Origin of the sequence: Micromonospora sp. NPDC000442 (genome assembly GCF_042898635.1) — a bacterium.
GTDB lineage: Bacteria > Actinomycetota > Actinomycetes > Mycobacteriales > Micromonosporaceae > Micromonospora.
Genome location: NZ_JBIAYZ010000002.1, coordinates 352,824 through 375,139, shown reverse-complemented (window position 1 = coordinate 375,139; position 22,316 = coordinate 352,824). Strand labels below are relative to the sequence as shown.

Genomic DNA, 22,316 nt, shown 5'->3' with positions numbered 1-22,316 from the left:
GGGCGTCTACACCCTGTGTTGGTTTCCCCCGGGGGGGGGGGGCGCCCCCCAAAACCCCCCGGGGGGGGGGGGGGGGGGGGGGGGGGGCCCGACCCCCCCCCCCCCCCCCCCGCTGCCGAGCGGAAGATCAGCTCCGGTACAGGCAGAAGGAGTAGAGGGTACGACCGGTGGTCGTGCTGTCACCCCTGGGCTCGAACCACAGCGTGCCCTTGCCCTTGGCGCGATAGCCCACGGCGACGTCCTTCGTGACCTTCTTGCCCGAGGTGCCGAGCAGCGTGGTGTAGGTGCTGGTGCCGCCCTGCGACATGCGCACCCGGATCGATTTGACGGTGCCCGAGATCTTGTACGTGGCCTTCACCCGTGCATTTCCCCCTGGCCACCCGGAGTAGCTGAATCCGAGTCCAGTCCCGACCGAGTCGCCCGCCGAGGCGCTCCAGGAGCGTACGCAGGTCGCTGCTTCCGCCTTCGTCGCCATCGGGGCCACCAGCGCGGCAGACGTCAGTAGGGCAAGCGCCGGCATCAACAGGGCCACTCTTCGTACGGACAAGATCACGCGTTCTCCTTTGTGACTACACGATGGAGGATGGCTCGCACCGCAGCAGCCGACGAGCGGCAGCCAGTAGGAAGCTGTCCACCCTGGGCGCTGGCCACTGTAGTCAGGGCTCACCTGCATCAGGACGGTCGGGCTGGTGCGTCTCTGGCCGTCGGTGGCGAAGCCTTGCGCACACTCCGCCAACTGTTCTATAACTCTAGAGGAGAGATATAGAACAGTTGGAGGTTGCCATGGAAGCTCTGGCACTGCGCGACCCGATCGACCCGACCGTCGCGCCGGTGGCCGGCCGGTTCGGGCGCCACGGTGGCCGGTTCGTACCCGAGCCGCTGATACCCGCGTGCGAGGAGGTCGAGGCGGCCTTCGCCGAGGCGTGGGCGGATCCGGGCTTCCGGGGCGAACTGGCGCGGCTGCTGTCGACGTACGCGGGTCGACCGACGCCGCTGACCCCGGCCCTGCGGCTGTCGGCCGAACTCGGCGTGACGGTGCTGCTCAAGCGGGAGGACCTCGCGCACACCGGCTCCCACAAGATCAATAATGTGCTGGGGCAGGCGTTGCTGGCCCGCCGGATGGGCAAGCGGCGACTGCTCGCCGAGACCGGCGCGGGAATGCACGGCGTCGCCACCGCTACCGCCGGTGCCCTGCTGGGCCTGCCGGTGACGGTCTTCATGGGCGAGCGAGACGTCGAGCGGCAGGCGCACAACGTGTTCCGGATGCGGCTGCTCGGCGCGCAGGTCGTACCGGTGCGGTCGGGCAGCCGGACCCTCAAGGACGCCACCAGCGAGGCGATGCGCCACTGGGTCGGCGTCACCGAGGACGCCTACTACTGCGTGGGCTCGGTGATCGGGCCGCACCCGTACCCGTGGATGGTTCGCGAGCTACAGGCGGTCATCGGGCAGGAGGCCCGACACCAGTGCGCCGAGCTGTTGTCGGCCGGCACACCGCAGCATGTGGTCGCCTGCGTCGGGGGTGGCTCCAACGCCGCCGGCACCTTCGCCGGATTCGTCGACACACCGGCGCGGCTGGTGGGGGTCGAGGCGGCGGGCGGTGCCGGCGCGGCCCTCGGTGAGATAGGCGTCCTGCACGGATTCCAGTCGCTGTTTCTTCAGGACGAGCAGGGCCAGATCCGCGAGGCGCACTCCGTCGCGGCCGGCCTGGACTACCCCGGAGTCGGGCCGGAGCACGCCCACCTGCGCGACCTCGGCCGGGCCCGGTACGTCACCGCCACCGACGAGGAGGCGCTGGCGGCGGCGGTCCGGCTGGCCCGCGCCGAGGGCATCGTCCCGGCGATCGAGTCGGCGCACGCGCTCGCCTGGGTCATCCGGTCGGCCGGCACCACCGAACTACCCACGGGCAGCAGTGTGCTCGTCACGCTCTCCGGACGCGGCGACAAGGACATCGCGACGCTTATGACGTACCTGGGCGACGAGGAGGCGGAATGACCAGTCTGGAGACCCGGCTGCGGCTGCGGCGCGACCGCGGGCGCAAGCTGCTCATGCCCTATCTCACCGGTGGAGTCACCCCGGACTGGACCGACCACCTGCGCGCCCTCGCCGACGCCGGAGCGGACGCGATCGAGGTCGGCATCCCCTTCTCCGACCCCACCCTCGACGGCGTCACCATCCAGGAGGCGTCCGACGCCGCGCTGTCCCGGGGCGCCACCACCGGTGGCATCCTCGCCGACCTGTCGAGGAGCCGGATCGACGTGCCGGTCGTCGTCAGCACGTACGCCAATCTCGCGTTGCGGCGCGGCCCGGACCGGTTCTGCCGGGCCCTCGCCAAGGCGGGCGTGCAGGGCCTGATCGTGCCCGACCTGCCGCTTGAGGAGGTCGGATCGACGGGCGCGGCCGCGCGGACCGCGAACGTCGACCTCGCGTTGCTGGCCTCGCCCGCGACCCCACCACGGCGGCTGCGGGACATCGCCGAGCGCAGTCGCGGCTTCGTCTACGCCGTCTCCCTGATGGGGATCACGGGTGAACGGGAGCAGCTCGGCGCCTCGGCCGCCGGGCTGGCGCGGCGCCTGCGGGGCGTCACGGACCGGCCCGTATTCTTGGGATTCGGCATCTCGACACCGGCGCAGGCGGCTGCGGCGGCGCGGGACGCCGACGGCGTGATCGTCGGCGCGGCGCTGATGCGACGCCTGCTCGACGGCGCGGATCCGGCGTCGACCGCCGGATTCGTCCGGTCCCTGCGCGCGGCGCTGGACGGCGTGCCGGCAGGGACAACGGCGGACGCCGGAGGTTAGGGGGCGGGGCGGCGGCATGGCTATCGGGCAGGACGCGCCCGCGGCGCGGTACCGCACCATCGCCGCGGACCTCGCCGCCAAGATCCGATCCGGGGACTATCCGCCCGGCGCGGCGCTGCCCTCCCAGCGCGACCTCAGCGCCGCCTACGGCGTCACGCTGATGACGCTGCGGCAGGCGTTGCGGCAGCTCAGCGACGAAGGGCTGATCGAGCAGCAACCCGGCCGGGGCACCTTCGTCGCCCCGCCGCACCTGGCGTACCGGCTCGGCTCGCTGCGCAGCTTCGCCGACGACCTGCGGGACCAGGGCCACGAGGTGCGTACCGCCGTGGTCGGCCGCGCGGTGCGCCGCCTGCCCGCGCGGATCGCCGGGGCGCTACGGGCCAGCGCGACCGACTCCGGGCTGCGGCTGGAGCGGGTCCGCGCGTTCGCCGGCCGCCGCGCCGTGCACCAGGTCTCGTGGGTACGCGCCTCGCACGCGGACGGTCTGCGCGAGGTGGACTTCACCGCGACATCCCTGTACGAGGCGCTCGCCGTCCGGGGTGTCTCGGTCGCCCGGGCCACCGAGACGATCCGGCCCGGCGTCCTCGACGCGGCGCCGGCGGCACACCTCGACGACGCACCGGGTGCCGCCGTGCTGATCAGCGACCGGACCACCTACACGCTTGACGGCACCGCCATCGTCGCCGACCGGGCCACGATCCTCGGCAGCATGATGGAGATCAACACCGATCGCGCCGCGCGGGGCCTGTCACTGCACTGGGGTGCCAGCCGCGACGTGTCGTAGCGCCTCCAGCACCGCGTCCACCACCCGTTGCCGCCCGCGCCCGTCCACGGCCGTCCAGGCGCGGGCGGACAGCTCCGCCCGGCGCGCCCCGTCGCCCAGCAGCCCCGCCAGGGTGCGCGCGGCGGCGCCGGTCGCCGGACCCTCGCCGGCCAGCGCGGACAGCTCACCGAGCCCGGCGGCAAGACCCGCCTCCACCACCCGGTGGTACGACTCGCGTTGGTTGTCCACCACGCAGACCAGCGCCGACGGTGCCCCGAGACAGCACAGTTCCCAGGTGGAGGTGCCGGCCGCGCTGACCACCAGGTCCGCCGCGGCGATCAGGGCGGGCAACGCACCGGTGGGTGGCACCGGCAGCAGCGACTGCCCGGGCCCCGGCGTCAGCCGAGCCATCCGCGCGGCCAGCTCGGGCCGGCCGACGACGACGGTGAGTTCCATCGGCCGACCGGTCGACAGCAGCACCTCGGTCAGCACCGGTGCCGCGCCGGCCGCATCGGTGCCGCCGAAGAAGGCCAGCACCGAGGGGGGATCCACGGTCATCGCCGGGCGCGGGGCCGTCGGCCGGGCGGCCAGGACACTCTCGCGCAGCAGGGCGTACCCGCTGCCGGCGAGCAGCCGGCCCGCCGGCACCGCCAGGTCGGTGGCGAAGTTCTGGTCGAGGTAGAGGTCGGCGTCCTGTCCCCGGGTGTCCCCGTCGACGATGGCCAGGGTCAGCACCCCGGCCGCCCGCAGTGCGCCCGCACCGGCGGGATCCAGCTCGTACGAGTCGAGGACCAGCACGTCGAGGTCGTGCCGGCGGGCCGTGGCGACCAGGTCGTCCGGGGTGTCCGGGCCGGGATGCAAGGGGATACCCCGGGCGGTGAGCTGGTCGGCCGCCCAACCGACGCCGTCGACGGTGCCGAAGACCTCGACGGTGGCGCCCCGGGCCTGGAACTCCTCACCGAGGGCGAGACAACGGACCAGGTGCCCGACACCGCGCAGCGGCCCGGCGTCGCAGCGTAGTCCGACACGTAACGTGCTCAGCGCTCCTCCAACCGCTTCTGCCGTACGTCGGCGTTGAGCGCGCGCAGCGCCGGCTGCCCGTCGAGCCAGTCGGCGAGCTTGGCCAGCGGCACGCTGACGTCACCGAAATGGTCGGCCACCGCGCGGACCAGCTCCCAGTCGCGGGCAGTGTCCAGGGTGAGGCGCAGCTGCGAACGGTCCGGGGTGAGGGTCACGCCGAGTACCCGGAACACCTCCGGATGCGCGTACGCGTACGAGGTCACGTGCACCCGGTGGTGGTCGGTGGCGAGCCGGTCGACGGTGCGCAGCGCGTCCGCCCGGATGATCTCGACGTCCAGACCTCGGGGGAGGGTGCGGGCGATCGACGTGCTGGCGTAGTCCAGCCCCGGCACGGCGCGGTACACCGAGGCGACCAGGCTGACGATCTCCGGATCCAGCAGCGGACAGTCGGCCGTGAACCGCATGACCGCGTCGGCGGGATGGTCGTCCAGGGCACCGACGAAGCGGGTCAGCACGTCGTCGACGGGGCCCCGGTGCCAGCGGACGCCGAGCCGGTCACACTCGGCGACGACCGCGTCGTCACTGCTGTCGCTGCTGGTCGCCACCACCAGGTCGGCCAGCACGCCGCTGTCCTGGGCGGCCCGGACCACCCGGCCGAGCACGCTGCGCCCGGCCAGCGGGCGCAGCACCTTGCCGGGCAGCCGGGACGAGCCCATCCGCGCCTGCACGATGCCGACGATGCGGTCGGTCACTGCTGTCCTCCCTGCTTCGCGGAGATGGCGGCGCGGGCCCGGCGTTTGGCGGCGCGGGCGCCGCGCCTGGCCATCCGCGCCGGAGTGATGGCCAGTCGCCCGACCTTGTAGCTCAGCGAACCGCTCAACAGGTTGATCTTCGCTTCGGCCCGACGGAGTGCACGTTCGCGGGTGGTGAGCAGGTTCTCGGTCCACCTGAGCAGCGCCGTCAGCCTGGTGTTCTCCTCCCGCTGGCGCAGCCACGCCTCGCGCAGCTGCTGGTAGCTGCGCGGGCCCGGCGGCGGATCGGTCGGTGCGACGGCGGCCGCCGTCTCCGGCTGCATCGCGGCCTCGACGACGGCCCGGTCGAAGTCGCGTCCGGCGACTCCACCGAGCACCACGGTCAGCCCCGCAACATCCAACGTGGAGGTCCACGGGTGGGCGTACCCGCCGGTGAGCAGGTCGGCGGCGAAGCGCCACAACGTCCGGGCCAGCACCACGTCGACCGGCGACGGTGCGTCGGCCCGCCGACTCCGGTCGAGCACCGCCCAGCGGTCACCGTCGACGACCAGGTTGTCCGCCCCGGCCAGTGCCACCGCGCCGACGAGCTGTCCCTGCTCGGCCTGGCCGTCGAGCCAGTCGGCGTACCCGCGCAGCAGCCCGCGCAGCAGCGCCGTGTCCCGGCGCAGGCATCCGTCGAGCAGCAGGCTGCGCAGCAGGCGACCGTCGGGTACCGGCTCGTCGGGGCCATCCGGTTCGCGGTGGGCCACCTCCCGGCCGGCGTACGGTGTGGCCCCGCCCTCGGGCCGGTGCCAGTGCCAGCCCTGCGGCCCGTCCCGCACCTCGACCACCGCGCCGCCGGTCATTGCGACCAATGCCGCCGGCAACGGGCTGGTTTGGCCGCCCCCGGGTGGCGGGTTCTCCGACCGGTCGACGCCCGGCTGCGGGCGAGCCGCGTCGTCGGTGCCGGCTGGCTCGTGGTCGGTCGACTGGCGATCGGGGTCGGTCGGCGCGGTGTCCGGTCGGCGGGCGAGGATCAGCCAGGACGGGGCCAGGTCGGCGGCGCGGCCGGCATGCAGGGCGTCTGCGGCCAGCCGGGCCGGATCGGCGAGGACGAACCGGCCGGTGTACCCGTCGGTGCAGGCGGTGTGCAGCACCGCGTCGAACAACCCGCTGCTGGTGTGCCGAGCCAACTCGTCGACGGCCAGCAGCGCGGTGGTCAGGTCGGGACGCGGGTACGCGGCGTAACAGCTGCCGGCGCGCATCCCGGCGGCGGCCAGCCGCTCGCGTGCCTGCTCCAGGTTGGCGGGACGGGCGGCGTCGAGCACCCCACCGACGGTCCACTCGGCATCGCTCCGGCCGGCGTGCCAGCTCTCGGCGGCGACCAGCCGGTGCACGCCGAGCGGGTTGTCCAGCCGCAGCAGCAGGTCACCACCGGGTCGGACGGCCGCCACCAGGCGGGCCAGCAGCCCGTCCCAGCCGAGTCGCTCACCCTCGACCGACTCGACCGCGTCCAACCCGGCACCGGCGATCACCACGTCGTACTCCTCGCCGGCGGGGAGGCCGTGCGGGCCGGCCACCAGCACCCGGTCCACCCGGTCGGCGAGCACCGCCGCGTCCGGGTAGCCGCGCAGCAGGCAGGTGAGCCGGGCGTGGGCCAGCGCGTCGAGCAGCGCCGGGCCGTGCGGTCCGGCCAGCAGCACCCGGGCACCGGCCGGCACCAGGCGGGCGGCCAACGCGGCGAGGGGGCCGTCGCCGGCTGAGTCCGTCCGATCGGACCAGGCGAGCATCTCGCCGCCGGGCAGCGTCACCGCTGACGCCGTCTCGGTTGTCACGTCGTCTCCTCCTGCGGGTACGCCCACCCCAGCAGTTCCCGCAGCGCGGCGGGCGGGTGGCGGTGGTCGGTGCCCAGTTCGGCGTGGGCGATCGCGACGGCGGTCGGCAGGTGCACCTGTTCGCCGTGCAACTGCGGCCACTGCCGGCGGATCCGGGCGGTGCCGCCGAAGGTCGGGTCCTCGTCGGCCAGCACCATCGGGTCGCCGTACACCGCCGGCTCGCAGCCGGCCGCGATGCCGTAGAAGATGGCGCTTGTCAGCCGGTTGGACGCGACCCGGCGGTGCCGGCGCAGCTCGGTGAGCTGACGGTCCAGGAACTGCGGGTCGGTGTCCTTCCACCAGTGCCCGCGGTAGCCGTGGCAGATGACCCGGAAGCCGGCGTTCTCGTAGAGCCGGCGTACCCGCCGCATCCGGTGCTCGTGCCAGTACAGGCAGACCGTGACCGGGCCCGGTTCGGTGTCCCGGATGCGGGCGATCAGTTCCTTGTGGTCACCCTTGACGTGCTGGCCCTCCCAGCCGTGGAACGGGTACCAGATGGTGCCCTCCCGGGGCGGCTGGGATTCCTCCTCCGGTCGCATGGCCAGCAGGTAGACGAACGGTGCCCCGATCACCGTGACGTTGCGCCGCCCGACCGACCAGGCCCGCCGTCGGGTCTGCTCCGACCAGAGCAAACTCGGCGTGCGCTCGGCGTACGGGTGGCCGGGGGCCAGGCCGTCGCCGATGTTCCAGCCGTGCTGGACGTACCCGTTGATCCGGGGCGGGTGGCCGTCACCCAGCCCCGCGTAGCGGGCCAGCACGTGGGCGTGACCGTAGAAGTGGTTCGCGTGGTGCATCGGGCGTTCCCTCAGGCGGTGGGCCGGAGCGAGACGCCGCGCAGGGCCGCGGCCAACGCGTCGATGACGCGGTCCTGGTCGGCGTCGCGCAGCCCAGGGTAGAGCGGCAGCGACAACTGCTGGGCGTAGAAGGCTTCCGACACGGGACAACTGCCGCGCCGGTAGCCGAGGTCGGCGAAGGCCGGGTGCCAGTGCGCGGGGATGTAGTTGACCTGGACGCCGATCCCGGCCGCGCGCATCCGTTCGTAGATTTCGCGACGGCGGCCGTCGAGCACCCGGATCGGGTACAGGTGCCAGGCCGGTGCCGCCCACTCCCGCCGGCCGGGAACGAGCACGCCGGGGAGATCGGCGAGGGCCGCGTCGTAGCGGGCCACCAGTTCGGCGCGGCGGGCGAGGAAGGCGTCGAGGCGGCGCAACTGACTGCGGCCGAGCGCGCACAACATATCCGGCAGCCGGTAGTTCAGGCCGAACTCGTGCACCTCCTGGTGCCAGCCGCCCTCGTCCGGCCACCGCAGCTCGTCGGGTTCCCGGACCAGCCCGATGTTGCGGAACCGGCGGGCCCGCTTGAGCAATCCGGGATCGGTGGTGGCGACCGCGCCGCCCTCGGCGGTGGTCAGGTTCTTGGTCGGGAAGAACGAGAACGTGGTCAGGTCGGCAAGCGATCCCACCGGCCGGCCCCGGTAGGTGGCGCCGATCGAGTGGGCCGCGTCGGCGAGCAGCAGCGCGTCGCTGCCGTCGAGCGCGGCGCGCAGCGCGTCGTAGTCGGCCGGGTGGCCCGCGTAGTCGACCGCGGCGACGACCTTCGTCCGCTCGGTGGTGGCCCCGGCCACCGCCGCCGGGTCCAGGGTGAACGTCTCCTCCTCCACGTCGGCGAAGACGACCCGCGCGCCGAGGGCGACCGCGCTGCTGGCGGTGGCCACGAACGTCATCGGCGGCACGATCACCTCGTCGCCGGGGCCGACACCGGCCGCCGCGTACGCCACGTGCAGTGCGGCGGTGCCGTTGGAGACCGTCGCCACCCCGGCCCCACCGGCCCAGGCGGAGATGTCCGCCTCGAAGGCGGCGACCTCCGGGCCGGTGGTGAGCCAGTCGCTGCGCAGGGCGGCGACCACGGCGGCCACGTCGTCGTCGGTGACCGACTGTCGACCGTACGGGAGGAAAGACGTCATGCCGCGATGCCGAGCATGTCGCGTAGCTGGGGCACGGTGAGCCACTCGTCGTTGGTGTCCGACTGGTACGCGAAGCCGTCGGCCACCGGCTCGCAGCCGACGGGCGGCTGATAGCCCCAGGTGGCGATGGTCGGCTGCACGATGAACCGGTCCTTGGTGATCAGCGTCCGGCGGCTGTCGTCCGGGGCGATCATCTCCTCGTGCAGCTTCTCGCCGGGCCGGATGCCGATCTCGTGGGTGGTGGCCTCCGGGGCGACCGCCTCGACCAGGTCGAGGATGCGCATGCTGGGGATGCGGGGCACGAACAGCTCGCCGCCCTGCATCTGGTCGAACGAGTCGATGACGAACTGCACGGCCTGGTCCAGTGTGATCCAGAAGCGGGTCATCCGCTTGTCCGTGATCGGCAGGCTCTTACCCTCGGCGGCGAGCCGGCGGAACAGCGGAACCACCGAGCCACGGCTGCCGACCACGTTGCCGTAGCGCACCACCGCGAAGCGGGTCGGGTGCTGTGCCGCGTAGTGGTTTGCGGAGATGAACAGCTTGTCGCCGACCAGCTTCGTCGCGCCGTACAGGTTGATCGGGCTGGACGCCTTGTCGGTGGACAGGGCCACCACCTTCTGCACGCCGGCCTCGATCGCCGCGTCGACGACGTGCTGCGAACCGGTGATGTTTGTGGCGATGAACTCCGATGGGTTGTACTCCGCGGTGTCGACCTGCTTGAGGGCGGCGGCGTGCACGACGTGGTCCACGCCGTGCATGGCCCGGGTCAGCCGGTGCCGGTCCCGGATGTCGCCGATGAACCAGCGCAGTCGGGGGTCGTCGCCGAGCTGCTGGCGCAGCTCGTACTGCTTGAGCTCGTCACGGGAAAAGACCACCACCCGGGCCGGATCGGTCTCGGCGAGTAGGTGCCGCAGGAAGGTCCTGCCGAAGGAACCCGTTCCCCCGGTGACGAGGATGGACGATCCGTTCAGCTCGCTCAACTGGTGCTCCCGTGTGTGTCGGATTCGCGGTCGGCCTCGGCCGGCCGGGTGGGAACGCTAGACGCGGCGGGTTAACGGGCTCATGCCCTGCGGTTAACCACGTGGCGTGCGGCGGTGAATGGCGGGCACCCGGTTGGCGAACACCTGCCGTCGTCGCGGCATGCCCGCCGACCTGCGCCGACCGGGCCGTTAGCGTCTCGACCCGACCGGGAACCGTGGCGCGTCCGGACGGCGGCTGCCTGCCCGGCCGCGTCGTGGGAGGAACGATGACCGTCGAGGCCGAGACGACCCGGGCCGAGGCCACGGGCGGGTCGGTGGACCAGCGTGGGTCGGTGCGGTCCAACCGTCGCCGCTGGTTGCTGCCCCTGCTGCTGGTCGGCGGCTGGCTGCTGGGGACCGCCTGGCGGATCTGGTTGGCCCGCCACGCCGGCATGCCGTTCGCGCACACCGATGAGGACAGCTACCTCAACACCGCACGCGCCCTGGCCGGCGGTCCCGGGGGATTCAGCAGCGAGAACGAGACCCTGCGCCGGATCGGCTACCCGCTGCTGATCGCGCCGGCCTTTCTCCTCGACCGGGACTTCCTCGACACCTACCTGCTGGTGCGGGTGATCAATGCGGCGTTGAACGCGACGGTCCTGCCGCTGGCGTACCTGCTCGGTCGCCGGCTGCTGGGGCTGCGAGCCGGTCCGGCCCTGGCGGCGGCGGCCGGCGCGGCGACGTTGCCGGCGGTGGCCTTCCACGCCACGGTGGCGATGACCGACGCGGTGCTCGGGCCGCTGCTGCTGGCCTGGCTGCTCGCCGTGCACCGGCTGGTCGAGCGGCCCGGACCAGCCGTCGCGGCGGTGTGCGGTGCCCTGGCGGGCGCGGCGCATCTGGTGCACTCGCGCGGAGTGGTGATCGTCGCCGGTTTCGCGCTGCTGGCCCTGGCGCTGGTCGTCCGCCGCCGGCTGGACCCGGCCGCGTTACTGGCGGCGGTGCTGCCGGTGGTGGCCGCCGTGCTGGGCAACGAGGCGGGAGTACGGCTGCTCGGCGACACGGTGCACCTGCTCGGCGACCCGGCCGGTGGCAACGCCGTGCGGGCGGTCACCTCGGTCCGAGGACTGTCGCAGGTGCTGGCGTCCGTCGGTACGCAGGTGTGGTACCTGACGGTCGTCACCTTCGGGCTGGCCGGGCTGGCTGGTGCCGAGGCGGTGACCCGGCTGTGTCGCCGGGGCGGTGACGCCGCCAGGTGGACGTTCGGCGTGGCCGTGCTGACCACCGTCGGCGTCGCCGTCGGCGCGGAGATCGTCCTGGCCGGTGTTCCGGACCGGGTGCCGGACGCCATCTACGCCCGGTACGTGCAGATGTTCGCCCCGTTCTGGCTGCTGGTCGGCCTCGGGCTGCTGTTCGGTACCGCGTACCGTCCGCTGCTGCGCCAGATCGGGGCCACGGTGCTGCTGCTGGCGGCGGGCGGCGCACTGATCCAGTTTCGACTGTCCCAGGCAGCCGCCGACGGTGCGCCGCTGCGCTGGGGCGGGTTCAGCGCGCCGGACCTGATGGCCCTGACCGACGGGTGGCGACAGCTGCGGCCCCTGGTCGGCTCCGCGATCGGGGTCGCCGGGTGCCTGCTGCTCGTGCTCGTGCTCGCGACCCGCCACCGGATCGCGCGTACCGGCCTGCTGGCGGTGGTGCTCACGGCGCTGCTCGTGGTCAACGTGGCGACCATGCAGGTGATCACGCAGCGGCTGATCGGCCCATTGGCGGCGGCCGGCACACCCGTGCCCAGCGTGGCCGAGCTGGGGATCCGGCCGCCGGAGCGGGTCGCCGCCTCCACCGGCGTCCCCTACCAGCTCCGGTTCAACCTCAGCCACCAGGTCACCTGGACCGAGGTGCCGTGGTTCCGTGACCGGCCGCCGGCCGACGCGGAGGTGGTCTTCGCCCGCTGGGCGCCCGGCGAACCCGACGACTGGGACGGTGCCCGGCACGGCTTCGTCCGGCTGGGCGGCGACCCGCAGCGGAAATGGGCCGGGTGGCGGCGCCGGTGATTCCCGCAGTGGTGGCCAACGCAACTCGTCGGCCACGTGAACAATGCGTGGACGGGAAACCAAAAATCAGCGAACGCGGCGGTCGGCGCGCTCCAGAGAAATGGGAATGACGGTGATTTCCCGGCCGTCGTGGGTCTCCTGGCGGCCGGGCCCCTCGACAAAACGGAGCCGACGGTTCATCTGGCGCACCACCGTGTTGTGGGCGAGCACCTCACCGTCGAGCCGGTCCAGCGCCAGCACGTCGAAGGCGTGGTCCACCGCCTCCCGCATCACCTCCAGCCAGGCGGGCAGCGTCTCGCCCCGCTCGGCCAGCCCCTCGGCGTCCAGGTAGAAGCCCCAACCGCCGGTACGCGGGCCGGACAACCGCAGGTCGAAGTAGGTGACCGCGCCGCTGGGTACGCCCTCGCGCAGGTAGGTCAGCACCCGACGGGCGGGGTCCTGACGGACCGCCGACCACCACAGTCGGTGCTCCTCGGCGGTGATGACGTGACTGGTCTTGCTGACCTGCCGGTTGATTTCCTGATTACGCCAGGACAACATCAGGTTAACGTCGTCCTCGGTGGCGTCACGCAACACGTACCGCTCGCTTTCCGTTCCGTTTACCTGGTCACCGGGCACCCTAATCACGATTCACCTGGCTGTACACTCCGCCGCATGAAGGAATTGAGTCGGGCGCAGATTCGCGACCTCATGGGCGAGGTTCTCAAGAACCAGGGCAAAGCGTTGCCCGTCGACGACGCCGCCGATCTGCGAGAGGTTGGCTTCCGGTCGCTGGACTTCTCCGAGTTGGCGCTGCGCGTCGAGGACGCCACGGGGGAGGAGCTGAACTTCGACGCGCCCGGGCTGCGCCGGATCGCCACCGTCGGCGACGTGCTCGACTTCCTCGTCGAGTTGCAGCGGCAGTGAGCGTCGAGACCGCCCCGCAGGCCCTCGTCCATCCGGCGGGGGCCGACAACCGGGTCGTCGTCGACGGTGCCGCGCTCACCTGGCGTGACCTGCCGGAGCTGACCCTTCCGGGGCCCGCCGCCGCGCTGGCCCACTCGGCCCGATACGCGCTCGCCGCCGCCCGGCACCACGCCGTGCACGGCACCGAGCTGCTGCTCAGCACGGCCAGCCGGGTCGACGCGGCGATGCGCGCGGAACTGCGCGACGCCGGGTTCGCGGTGACGGAACTGGGCGGTGACCGTACGGCCGGGGACGCGACGACGCCCGCCGCGCGGGCCGCTGAGCCAGGCCGGCTGTGGCTGCTGACCTCCGGCTCCACCGGTCGTCCCAAGCGGGTGGGGCACACCCTCGAATCGCTTACCACCGTCCGGGGGCAGCAGCCCGCCCGGACCTGGCTCTGCCCGTACGCTCCCGGCACGTACGCCTGGTGGCAGGTGGTCACGCTGTCGCTGACCCAGCCTGGGCAGCATCTGGTGGTGGTGGAGCCGGATCAGCTCGACGACTGGCCGGCGCTGGCGGCCGAGCACGGCGTGGACGCCGCCTCCGGCACCCCGACCTTCTGGCGACGGGCCCTGCACCGCGATCCGGCCGGGCTGGCCCGGGTGCCGCTGCGTCAGCTGACCCTCGGCGGCGAACCGGTCGACCAGACCATCCTGGACCGGTTGCGGGAGGTGTTCCCGGCCGCCCGGATCTCCTGGATCTACGCCTCCTCCGAGGTCGGCGCGGCCATCGTGGTGCACGACGGGCGGGCCGGGTTCCCGGTGGAGTGGCTGGACCGGGCAGCCCCGGGCCGCCCCACGATCGGGGTGCGCGACGGTGAACTGGTGATCACCTCGCCGTACCACGGTGCCGGGCTGGCCGGTCCCGTCCGCACCGGCGACCGGGCACAGGTGAGCGATGGTCGGGTGCTGATCACCGGCCGGCTCGACGCGGACGAGATAAACGTCGGCGGCAGCAAGGTCTCCGCCGGTGTGGTCCGCGACGTGCTGACCGCGCATCCGCAGGTGGCCTGGGCCCGGGTCACCGGGCGGCGCGCCCCGTTGCTCGGCCACATGGTCGTCGCCGAGGTGGTGCCGACCGGAAGCGCCACGTTGGACGAGGCGACGCTGGTCCGCTGGTGCGCCGACCAACTGCCCGAGTACGCGGTCCCGCGCCGGATCCGCGTGCTTACCGAGATTCCCGTCAAGGAGACCCTGAAGAGCGATGTCTGACCCCACCACCCCCGCCCGACCGGTACCGCCCAGCTCCGTGGTGCTCGTCTCCGGCGGTTCCCGCGGCCTCGGCCTCGCCATCGTCACCGACCTGCTCGAATCGGGCCTCAAGGTGGCCGCCTTCGCCCGCACCGTCACCCCCGAGCTGGCCAAGCTCGCCGACGCACACCCGGAGCGGACGCACGTCGGCCCGGTCGACGTGACCGACCTCGCCGCCGCGCAGGCGTTCGTCCGGGCGGCCGAGGAACGGCTCGGCCCGATCGACGGCGTGGTGAACAACGCGGCCGTCGGGCAGGACTCGCTGCACGTGCACACCGCCACCGCCGACATCGCCCGGATCATCGAGACCAACCTGACCGCACCGTTGCAGCTCACCCGGCTGGCCGTGCGGCGGATGCTGGCCCAGGGGCGGCGCGGGCGGATCGTCAACATCACCTCGATCTGCGCGCAGCGCGGCTTCCCGGGTCTGGTGGCGTACTCCGCCACCAAGGGCGGGATGGACGCGGCGACCCGCTCGCTGGCCCGGGAACTGGGCGGGCGGGTGCTTGTCAACGCGGTCGCCCCGGGTTTCTTCGCCTCGGAGATGTCGGCGGTGCTCGGCCAGACCCAGCTCGACCAGATCGTGCGCCGTACGCCGACCGGTCAGCTGACCGAGCCGGAGGAGGTGGTGCCGGTGGTGCGGCTGCTGCTGCGCGACCAGACGAACATCAACGGCCAGGTCATCGTGGTCGACGGTGCCGCCTCGATCTGATCCGCCGCACCCGTTGTCCCGCACCCACGACGGTGCGGGACAACGGGTCTCCGCCCTGCTCGCCGCCGCACCACGACACCTGCGGGTGGCGGCGGTGGCCGACTCGGGTGACGCCGTCACCCGCAGCCACCTCGGCGACGGACGTTGTGTCGGCTGGTACGCCCCGCCGGTGCCCGGCTGGCGGGTCGCGATCGACGCCGAGCGTGCCGCCGGTGCGTTACCCGCCGCGTTGACCCGTCGGTTCGGGGCCACCGACTTCTGGGGCCGGTGGACCCGCGTGGAGTGTCTGGCCAAACTCGCCGACGTACCGGTGGCCACCTGGTGGCATCGGCACGGCCTGGAGGTGCCACCCGGCACCGTGTGGCTGTGGCGCACCCTGCCGCTGGCCGACCTGGTCGTCACCGTCGCCTTCACCCCCACCACCCCCGCCGACCCGGCCGGCCGGGATTCGTGCACTTTCCCCGATGTCGCGGTGTCCGGTACCGGTTGAGACCGCACCATCAGGGAAGTTGTGCGGGCTCCGGCGTTTCCGAGCGCGAGCTGGTGCTGCGCAGGCTCCAGGCGATCGACACGGCGATCGTGGCCACGATGACGCCCAGGGTCACCGGGATGGGAAGCTTGCCGACGGGGGTCTCGGACAGGATGAGCTTGACCCCGGCGAAGGCCAGCAGCACCGCCAGGCCGTAGTGCAGGTGCACGAAGCGGCGGAGCAGGCCGGCGAGGCAGAAGTACAGGCTGCGCAGCCCGAGGATCGCGAACGCGTTCGCCGTCCACACGATGAACGTGCTGGTGGTGATGGCCAGGATCGCCGCGACCGAGTCGATCGCGAAGATCAGGTCGGTGGTCTCGACCGCGATCAGGACCACGAACAGCAGGGTCGCGACCCGCCTGCCGTCGACCCGGGTGAAGAACCTGTCGCCGTGGTAGGCCGGATCGGTCGGCACCAGACGGCGGACCAGGCGTACCACCGGGTTACGGTCCGGCGGGGTCTGCTCGCCGTGCCGGAACGCCATCTTGTAGGCGGTCAGGATGAGGAACGCACCGAACAGGTAGGCGGTCCAGAAGAACGTCTCCAGCAGCTCCGCGCCGACGAAGATGAACACGAACCGGAACACCAGCGCACCGATGACTCCCCAGAACAGGACCTTGTGCTGGTACGCGGCGGGAACTCCGAAGTAGGCAAAGACCATCGCGAAGACGAACACGTTGTCGATGGACAGCGCCTTCTCGATGAGATAGCCGGCGAAGTACGTGCCGGCCACGTCGCCGCCCTGCCACGCCCAGAGGATCACACCGAACAACAGGCCGGCGGCGATCCAGATACCGGACCAGGTCGCGGCCTCGCGAAAGCCGATGACGTGGTTGTCACGGTGCAGGAACAGGTCGACGGCCAGCATCGCGGCGATCGCCAGCATCAGCAGGGCCCAGACCCACCAGGAGACAGACACCGGGAAGACCTCTCGTCCGGCCGGGCCCGTCGCCGGGCCCGGCGTTGCCGGACGAAGGTCTCCCCGGCCACCTGTGTGGTGGCCGCGCCACCGAGGCCCGGATGGGCCGGGCCCGTACTGACGGTGGCGCGCAGTGCGTCGGGTACTCCCCCTCGAACTGCGCACCAGTATTCACGAAGCATGCTTCGTGTGTCAAGGCTGCGTCTGCTCGTCCGGGCAGGTCACCCCGATCGGTGGGCCGTCGCGGGTGACCCCGAGCACCGACCAGCCGCGCAACGCCGCGAGGAACGGCAGCGACTGGGAGAGCAGTTCCTGGACCAAACCGTCACCGCCCGGCGGCTGATCGAACCGCGGCCCCAACTCATCGACCAGCCGAGCGTGCAGCCGTCGTAGCACCTCATCGGGATCCGCGTCACCTGCTGCCGGCTCGCTGCGCGCGGGCAGCAGATGGCGCCCCAGGTAACGACTGGCGATGGTGTCCTGGAGCCGCAGCAGGGCGTACGCCAGTTCCTCCGCCCGGGGTCGGAGGCCGCGCCACGGTTCACACCTGGCGGCCAGCAGCGCCGCGACGGTGACTGCGGCCATCTGCTCCAGGGCGGGCTCGATGTCGTAGTCCCGGCGGCGGGGCCGGTAGGTGAGGGCGACCAGTGGATACCGACGAACGGTGTCGTCGACCTCCCGCAGGCTCGCCGCCCAGGCCATACACCGCTCTCGGGCGACGTCGACCCCCTCGTCGGTCAAGCTTCGGGCGAGCAGGCCCACCCCGTCGGTGCCGCGAACCTGGTCATGGATGGTCAACGCGAACCGGTTGCGGACCGTCAGCCCGGTGATCAGCTCGATGAGATAGGTGGCCAGCGCGGCGAAGAAGCCGAAGCCGAGGGCGGCGGCGGTCACGGCGAACAGCTTCTGTGCCCCGGTGTCCGGGGTGATGTCACCGAAGCCGAGTACGGTCAGCAGCCCGGTGGCGTAGTAGAGGGCGTCGACGAAATCGGCCGGCCCGTAACCGGCGACCCGGTGGTAGCCGTCCAGGTTCGGCCAGACGACGAGCGCGACCCCGAGCACCAGCGGCCCTAGCCAGGCGAGGAATGTGCCGGTGACCAGGATCGGTCCCGCCCAGACCAGCGGAGTCCGGCGGGGCGTACGCCGTCGACCGGCGGTCAGCGACGAGGCACGCCAGACCAGCCGCCGGACCGTACGGGCGACCGGTCCCTCCGCGTCCGGATGCAGCACGGTGAGCCAGACGTCGACCACCACCACGGCTATCAACGCCAGGCCCACCGTCACCGCCACCAAGGTCATACGCAGAGGTATACCCGTCCGGTGGAACCGGCACCCTCAGATCAGGTCCCAGCTCAGCGCGGTGCCGCGGGCCACGTCGGCGGTGAACCGGCGGCCCAGCACCCGGTCGATCTCCACCGGGGGAAGTCCACCGGCCGGTCGGATCGAGCGCACGTTGTGCACGGTCACCTCGTCACCGGCGCGTACGTCCGCCACCACGTACAACGAGCGCCGGAAGCGTAGGCCCTCCTGCTCGGCCGGGGTCGGCCCGACCGCCGTGCCGCCCAGTGCCGCGTACGCCCGCTCCGACTCGACCACCAGGGCGGCCAGCTCGGTGGGGTTGAGGGAGAAGTCGGAGTCCACCCCGCCGTCGGCGCGGTCCAGCGTGACGTGCTTCTCGATGAAGCAGGCGCCGAGCGCCACCGAGGCGACCGGCACCCCGATGCCCGGGGTGTGGTCGGACAGGCCCACCGGCACGCCGAACGCGTCGGCCAGCACCGGGATGCGGCGCAGGTTGCTGTCGGCCGGCGGCGCCGGGTAGGAGGCGGTGCAGGCCAACAGGATGATCCCGGCGGCACCGCCGTCGCGGGCGGTGCGTACGGCGGCGTCGATCTCGGCCAGCGTGGCCATCCCGGTCGAGATGACCATCGGCTTGCCGGTGGTCGCGACCAGCCGGATCAGCGGCAGGTCGACCAACTCCGACGAAGCGATCTTGTACGCCGGAGCATCCAGTTCCTCCAGCAACTCCACCGCGGAGGCGTCGAACGGGGAGGAGAAGACGGTCAGCCCCAGGGAGCGGGCCCGCTCGAAGATCGGCCGGTGCCACTCGTACGGGGTGTGCGCCTTCTCGTAGAGCCGGTACAGGTTCTGCCCGCCCCACAGCTCGTGCCCACCGGAGATGCGGAAGTCCGGCGTGTCCACGTCGATGGTGATGGTGTCCGGCCGGTACGTCTGGAGCTTCAGCGCGTGCGCGCCGCTGGCCGCAACGGCATCCACGATGGACAGTGCGCGGTCCAGGTCCCCGTTGTGGTTACCGGACATCTCGGCCACCACGAAGGGGCGCTCCCCGGTGCCGACCAGGTGCGACCCGATCTTGAACGTCATTCCGATCCGTTTCCGTGCGTGCTTACCAAGGTGCGGTCCCGGGTCGGGCTGCCCGATGCCGGGTCCGTCCCGCCCGTCGTGGAATCCCCGCCGGTGCTGCCGCGCAGCCGGCCGGCGAGCCGATGGGCCCGCCGCAGCGCCGCGTACGCCAGGTAACTGTCGCGGCCGACCAGCCGGTGCTTGAGCCCCGACACTCCGCCTGGCCGCGGGTAGCCGCCGCTGGGTAGGTACCTGCGGTAGTGCGCGGCGACCCGGCGGAAGAAGTCCCGGCGCAGGTGCGGATGCAACCGGTCGTCGTTGCCCACCACCACGAGGAAGTGGTTCACCATCAGGTCGAACAGTTCGGCGTGCCAGCGCCCGTCGGGATGCCGTTGACGAAGCCAGGCGAACAGCCGATCGTACTGCTCGAAGGAGTCGAAGTGCCGACCGCTGCGCGTCGAGGTGATCGCGCCCTGGCGACCCTGACGGTACAGATAGCAGACCCGGTCCAGCACGCTGATGCGCTCCGCGCCGATCAGCAGCGGGTGGCTGAACGGGATGTCCTCGTACCAGCCGGGGTGGAAGCGCAGCCCCAACTCGGCCATGAACTCCCGGCGTACCACCTTGTTCCAGGCGGTGTGCTGCACCCGCAGCAGTTGCGGCCGGTCCGCCAGCCGCACCACGCCGGGGGTTCCGCGCAGCAACCGGCTGCTGGCGTCCACCTCCTCGCGGCCGCACTCGTGCACCCGCAGGTGGTCGACCATCATCACGTCGGGGCGGTCCACGCGGAGCCGGTCCAGCACGGCCGGGATCGTCCCGGCCGGCAGCCAGTCGTCACTGTCGACGAACCACACGTACCGGCCGGTGGCCACGTCCAGGCCCGCGTTGCGGGCCGGCCCGAGACCGACATTGCGGTCCAGATGCAGGACGCGCAGCCCGGGACGCTCGGTGGCGTACCCGCGCAGCAGTTCACCGCACCGGTCCGGTGAGGCGTCGTCGACGGCGACCACCTCCACCTGCGTCGCCTCGTCACCCGGCAGGTCGGCGTGGATGGAGTCCAGGCACTGGCGCAGGTACGCCTCGACGCCGTAAACCGGCACGACGATGCTCAGCAGCGGCGTTGGCGTCGGCTGTGTGACCACCCGGAAACCTTGAGCCACCCGGGTTGACGTACCTGGAACCTGACGTGGCCGGGCTCGGTGGAGTTTTTGAACAGCCGATGAGTGCCGGGTTAACGACGGAGGTACTACCCACCTGGAGGTAGCCGCTGATCAAACTGGACAAATGCCGCAGCGGGCGGTTCTCCGGAGTGCGGCAGGGCGGCAGAGGCAGGCGGTTGTGCGCAGGCTCCCGGGGTAGGGTGCCCGGCGGGCCGCACCACACCGGTCACCGCGGGGGATCCGGCTCCCGTCCGGGCGGCCGGGAGGAGATGGGCGTGCGTGTGACGTGGTCGAGAACCGGGAGGTGGGTATGACGAGCACTTCCCTCGCGGCGCCGGCGACCACCCCACCCGGGCGTACGGACGCCGATCGCCTGCCGTCGCTGACCGGACTGCGGTGGATCGCCGCGCTGCTGGTGTTCGGCTTCCACGCCGGCACCATGCGCATCATCGCCGACCCCGGCCCCCAGGCGGTGGTGGGCGAGATCTTCACCCTGGGCCTGTCCGGGGTGCAGTTCTTCTTCATCCTCAGCGGCTTCGTACTGGTCTGGTCCGCGCGGCCCGGTGCCTCCCGGCGCCGGTTCTGGCGGCGTCGGTTCGCCAAGATCTATCCGAACCATCTGGTGCTGTGGGCGCTGGCCATGCTGGCGATGCTCTGGTTCGCCGATCCGATCAACCCGGTGGCGGCGCTGGAGAACCTCCTGCTGGTGCAGGCCTGGGATCCCCGGCCCGGCCACTTCTACAGCGTCAACAACGTCAGCTGGTCGCTCTCCTGTGAATTGTTCTTCTACCTGTGCCTGCCGCTGGTGCTGCCGGCGGTGCGACGGGCCCGACCGTGGCTGCTGTGGGCCGTGGTGATCGCGGTGCCGCTGCTGATCCTGGCGCTCTGGCCCGGGCAGGCACTGGTGCCGGAGCCGGATCGCTGGTGGTTCGCCCAGGTCTTCCCGCTGGTCCGTTCGCTGGAGTTCTGGATGGGCGTGGCCGCGGCCGAACTCATGCTGCGGGGCCGCTGGCGGGGGCCCCGGCTACCCCTGGCCAGCCTGATCTTCGTCCTGACCTGGGTGGCGGCCTCCCAGTGGATCCGGGCCGAATTCTGGGCGGCGCTGTTGTCGGCGGCGTACGTCCTGGTGATCGCCGCGGCGGCCGACGCGGACGTGCACGGGCGACGCTCGCCGCTGCGCTCCCGGACGATGGTCTGGCTCGGCGAGGTCTCGTTCGCGTTCTACCTCGTGCACGTCTTCGTGATCATGACGATCCTGCGATCGACCGGCGACTGGGGCACCGGCCTGCCCGGCTGGTGGGGCCCGCTCGCGGTGATCGGATTCCTGCTGCTCACCCTGGGGCTGGCCGCTCTGTTGCACCGGTACGTGGAACAGCCGATGATGCGCCGCCTGGCCCCGTCCCGACCGCCGCGACCCGGCCAGCCGGGTGGTGGCGCGGCGTCCACGATGCCCAGCGGTGCGGCGCGAGCCACGAGATCGGGTGCGGCGGTGCGATCCGGGACCCCGGATGGGCCGGTGGTGGACGGGCTGCCACGCCAGCGGGTACCCGGTGGCGGTGTGGATTCCGCGGCGGGCGCGGAGCACGACCATTCCGTCCACGAAGGACGGTGAGTTGGAGGCATTCTGACCTGCGCGGATCGACGTGCATGCGCGACGCGCCGGGCGGTACGACACGCCCGACGACCGGTGCGTGCCGGTGGCTGTGGCGGTAGCGTGGTGAGGTGCTTCCCGTCGCGCCCGCCCGTCCTCTGTGGTGGTTGGCGCGCTGGGCCGCGCGGCTGCTGACCGGGCTCGCGGTCGCCGCCGCCTTCACCCTCGGCGCCTGGGCGCTGCCCGGCCATCCGGCTCCCGCCGACCGGCTCGTCGCCACGGCACCGCCGGTCGAGACCGCCGCACCACCCGCGTCCGCCGACTGGTACCAGGCCGCACCCCTCGACCTGGTCGGCCTGGTGACGCCGACCGCGCGGTGTGCCGGTGACTCAGCCGACCCGGCCGGGGCGTCCACGTTGCCGACCGAGCGTGCTGCCGATGATCACGCCGACCGGGCCGGGGCGTCCGCGACGCAGCCGGCGGCCTGTGGTCGGCCCGGGCTGACGGCGTTCGGCGGCGTCGCTGTGGGCGTCACGCGGGGGCCGGCGGCCCCGGTTGCGGGCGCCCGGGCGGCCCGCGCCCCACCGCACGCCTGATCCCGGCGACACCGCACGCCAAGCCTCCGGCGGCTGTCCCGTCGCGTCCGCACCGCTCGGTGCCGCACCCGCGCCGAGCACCTGCCAGCCCGTTGCCGCC

Annotated in this window: 23 protein-coding genes; 11 read left to right on the top strand and 12 right to left on the bottom strand. The window is 72.4% G+C overall.

The window, feature by feature from the left end; translation table 11 throughout:
* Positions 1–127: 127 nt before the first annotated feature.
* Positions 128–547 carry a hypothetical protein gene (locus ACFY2A_RS04405; protein ID WP_387168292.1) on the bottom strand — a complete coding sequence of 140 codons (420 nt, stop codon included), beginning with the start codon at positions 545–547 and terminating at the stop codon, positions 128–130.
* Positions 548–783: 236 nt separating this feature from the next.
* Between ACFY2A_RS04405 and trpB the strand changes: the two genes are divergently transcribed.
* The 3 genes from trpB to ACFY2A_RS04390 are packed head-to-tail and all read left to right on the top strand — an operon-like array spanning position 784 to position 3,579.
* Positions 784–1,992: a tryptophan synthase subunit beta gene (trpB, locus tag ACFY2A_RS04400; RefSeq protein WP_387168290.1), complete on the top strand. Its 1,209-nt coding sequence runs from the start codon at positions 784–786 to the stop codon at positions 1,990–1,992.
* Entirely contained in the window at positions 1,989–2,795 is an 807-nt protein-coding gene (gene trpA, locus ACFY2A_RS04395; protein WP_387168287.1) for a tryptophan synthase subunit alpha, read from the top strand. The genes trpB and trpA overlap by 4 nt, the downstream gene beginning before the upstream one ends.
* Positions 2,796–2,811: 16 nt before the next feature.
* The gene (locus ACFY2A_RS04390; protein WP_387168284.1) at positions 2,812–3,579 is read left to right on the top strand and encodes a GntR family transcriptional regulator; all 768 of its coding nucleotides are present in this window, start codon (positions 2,812–2,814) and stop codon (positions 3,577–3,579) included.
* On the opposite strand, the gene ACFY2A_RS04385 is transcribed toward ACFY2A_RS04390, so the two are convergent.
* Positions 3,544–4,425 carry a PseG/SpsG family protein gene (locus ACFY2A_RS04385; protein ID WP_387168572.1) on the bottom strand — a complete coding sequence of 294 codons (882 nt, stop codon included), beginning with the start codon at positions 4,423–4,425 and terminating at the stop codon, positions 3,544–3,546. The two genes, ACFY2A_RS04390 and ACFY2A_RS04385, sit on opposite strands and share 36 nt — an antisense overlap.
* Between ACFY2A_RS04385 and ACFY2A_RS04380 the strand changes: the two genes are divergently transcribed.
* A complete protein-coding gene (locus ACFY2A_RS04380) occupies positions 4,414–4,578 on the top strand; it encodes a hypothetical protein (RefSeq protein WP_387168281.1) in 165 nt (54 codons plus the stop codon). The genes ACFY2A_RS04385 and ACFY2A_RS04380 overlap by 12 nt on opposite strands.
* 17 nt (positions 4,579–4,595) lie before the next feature.
* Here the strand turns inward: ACFY2A_RS04380 and ACFY2A_RS04375 are convergent, their stop codons facing one another.
* The 5 genes from ACFY2A_RS04375 to pseB are packed head-to-tail and all read right to left on the bottom strand — an operon-like array spanning position 4,596 to position 10,126.
* On the bottom strand, positions 4,596–5,330 hold the full coding sequence (locus ACFY2A_RS04375; protein ID WP_387168278.1) for a cytidylyltransferase domain-containing protein: 735 nt from the start codon (positions 5,328–5,330) through the stop codon (positions 4,596–4,598).
* A complete protein-coding gene (locus tag ACFY2A_RS04370; RefSeq protein ID WP_387168275.1) occupies positions 5,327–7,144 on the bottom strand; it encodes a class I SAM-dependent methyltransferase in 1,818 nt (605 codons plus the stop codon). Before ACFY2A_RS04370 ends, ACFY2A_RS04375 begins: the two co-directional genes overlap by 4 nt.
* Entirely contained in the window at positions 7,141–7,977 is an 837-nt protein-coding gene (locus ACFY2A_RS04365) for a hypothetical protein (protein WP_363919151.1), read from the bottom strand. Before ACFY2A_RS04365 ends, ACFY2A_RS04370 begins: the two co-directional genes overlap by 4 nt.
* 11 nt (positions 7,978–7,988) lie before the next feature.
* Entirely contained in the window at positions 7,989–9,146 is a 1,158-nt protein-coding gene (locus tag ACFY2A_RS04360) for a DegT/DnrJ/EryC1/StrS family aminotransferase (protein ID WP_387168272.1), read from the bottom strand.
* Positions 9,143–10,126: a UDP-N-acetylglucosamine 4,6-dehydratase (inverting) gene (pseB, locus tag ACFY2A_RS04355; RefSeq protein WP_363919147.1), complete on the bottom strand. Its 984-nt coding sequence runs from the start codon at positions 10,124–10,126 to the stop codon at positions 9,143–9,145. Before pseB ends, ACFY2A_RS04360 begins: the two co-directional genes overlap by 4 nt.
* A 266-nt stretch (positions 10,127–10,392) precedes the next feature.
* Between pseB and ACFY2A_RS04350 the strand changes: the two genes are divergently transcribed.
* Entirely contained in the window at positions 10,393–12,153 is a 1,761-nt protein-coding gene (locus ACFY2A_RS04350) for a hypothetical protein (RefSeq protein WP_387168270.1), read from the top strand.
* Positions 12,154–12,219: 66 nt separating this feature from the next.
* On the opposite strand, the gene ACFY2A_RS04345 is transcribed toward ACFY2A_RS04350, so the two are convergent.
* Positions 12,220–12,771 carry a GNAT family N-acetyltransferase gene (locus ACFY2A_RS04345; protein WP_387168267.1) on the bottom strand — a complete coding sequence of 184 codons (552 nt, stop codon included), beginning with the start codon at positions 12,769–12,771 and terminating at the stop codon, positions 12,220–12,222.
* 36 nt (positions 12,772–12,807) lie between these two features.
* Between ACFY2A_RS04345 and ACFY2A_RS04340 the strand changes: the two genes are divergently transcribed.
* Genes ACFY2A_RS04340 through ACFY2A_RS04325 form a run of 4 tightly spaced genes read left to right on the top strand, consistent with a single transcriptional unit; the run spans position 12,808 to position 15,550 of the window.
* The gene (locus tag ACFY2A_RS04340; RefSeq protein ID WP_363919141.1) at positions 12,808–13,059 is read left to right on the top strand and encodes an acyl carrier protein; all 252 of its coding nucleotides are present in this window, start codon (positions 12,808–12,810) and stop codon (positions 13,057–13,059) included.
* Positions 13,056–14,309 (top strand): AMP-binding protein, encoded by a 1,254-nt coding sequence (locus ACFY2A_RS04335; protein ID WP_387168264.1) that lies wholly within the window; start codon positions 13,056–13,058, stop codon positions 14,307–14,309. Before ACFY2A_RS04340 ends, ACFY2A_RS04335 begins: the two co-directional genes overlap by 4 nt.
* Positions 14,302–15,060 (top strand): SDR family NAD(P)-dependent oxidoreductase, encoded by a 759-nt coding sequence (locus ACFY2A_RS04330; RefSeq protein ID WP_363919137.1) that lies wholly within the window; start codon positions 14,302–14,304, stop codon positions 15,058–15,060. The genes ACFY2A_RS04335 and ACFY2A_RS04330 overlap by 8 nt, the downstream gene beginning before the upstream one ends.
* Positions 15,044–15,550, top strand: coding sequence for a hypothetical protein (locus ACFY2A_RS04325; RefSeq protein ID WP_387168260.1), 507 nt, complete (start codon positions 15,044–15,046; stop codon positions 15,548–15,550). The genes ACFY2A_RS04330 and ACFY2A_RS04325 overlap by 17 nt, the downstream gene beginning before the upstream one ends.
* 10 nt (positions 15,551–15,560) lie before the next feature.
* Here ACFY2A_RS04325 and ACFY2A_RS04320 read toward each other — a convergent pair whose 3' ends face one another.
* From ACFY2A_RS04320 to ACFY2A_RS04305, 4 genes are all read right to left on the bottom strand, one after another.
* On the bottom strand, positions 15,561–16,508 hold the full coding sequence (locus ACFY2A_RS04320) for a TerC family protein (protein ID WP_387168257.1): 948 nt from the start codon (positions 16,506–16,508) through the stop codon (positions 15,561–15,563).
* A gap of 192 nt (positions 16,509–16,700) precedes the next feature.
* Entirely contained in the window at positions 16,701–17,807 is a 1,107-nt protein-coding gene (locus tag ACFY2A_RS04315; protein WP_387168253.1) for a potassium channel family protein, read from the bottom strand.
* 36 nt (positions 17,808–17,843) lie between these two features.
* Positions 17,844–18,896 (bottom strand): pseudaminic acid synthase, encoded by a 1,053-nt coding sequence (pseI, locus tag ACFY2A_RS04310; protein WP_387168569.1) that lies wholly within the window; start codon positions 18,894–18,896, stop codon positions 17,844–17,846.
* Positions 18,887–20,011 carry a glycosyltransferase family 2 protein gene (locus ACFY2A_RS04305; protein ID WP_387168250.1) on the bottom strand — a complete coding sequence of 375 codons (1,125 nt, stop codon included), beginning with the start codon at positions 20,009–20,011 and terminating at the stop codon, positions 18,887–18,889. Before ACFY2A_RS04305 ends, pseI begins: the two co-directional genes overlap by 10 nt.
* Positions 20,012–20,339: 328 nt before the next feature.
* On the opposite strand from ACFY2A_RS04305, the gene ACFY2A_RS04300 reads away from it, so the two are divergent.
* Together ACFY2A_RS04300 and ACFY2A_RS04295 are read left to right on the top strand one after the other, a co-directional pair.
* Positions 20,340–21,641: an acyltransferase family protein gene (locus tag ACFY2A_RS04300; RefSeq protein ID WP_387168247.1), complete on the top strand. Its 1,302-nt coding sequence runs from the start codon at positions 20,340–20,342 to the stop codon at positions 21,639–21,641.
* A gap of 110 nt (positions 21,642–21,751) precedes the next feature.
* Positions 21,752–22,216: a hypothetical protein gene (locus ACFY2A_RS04295; RefSeq protein ID WP_387168244.1), complete on the top strand. Its 465-nt coding sequence runs from the start codon at positions 21,752–21,754 to the stop codon at positions 22,214–22,216.
* The last annotated feature ends 100 nt before the right edge of the window (positions 22,217–22,316 follow it).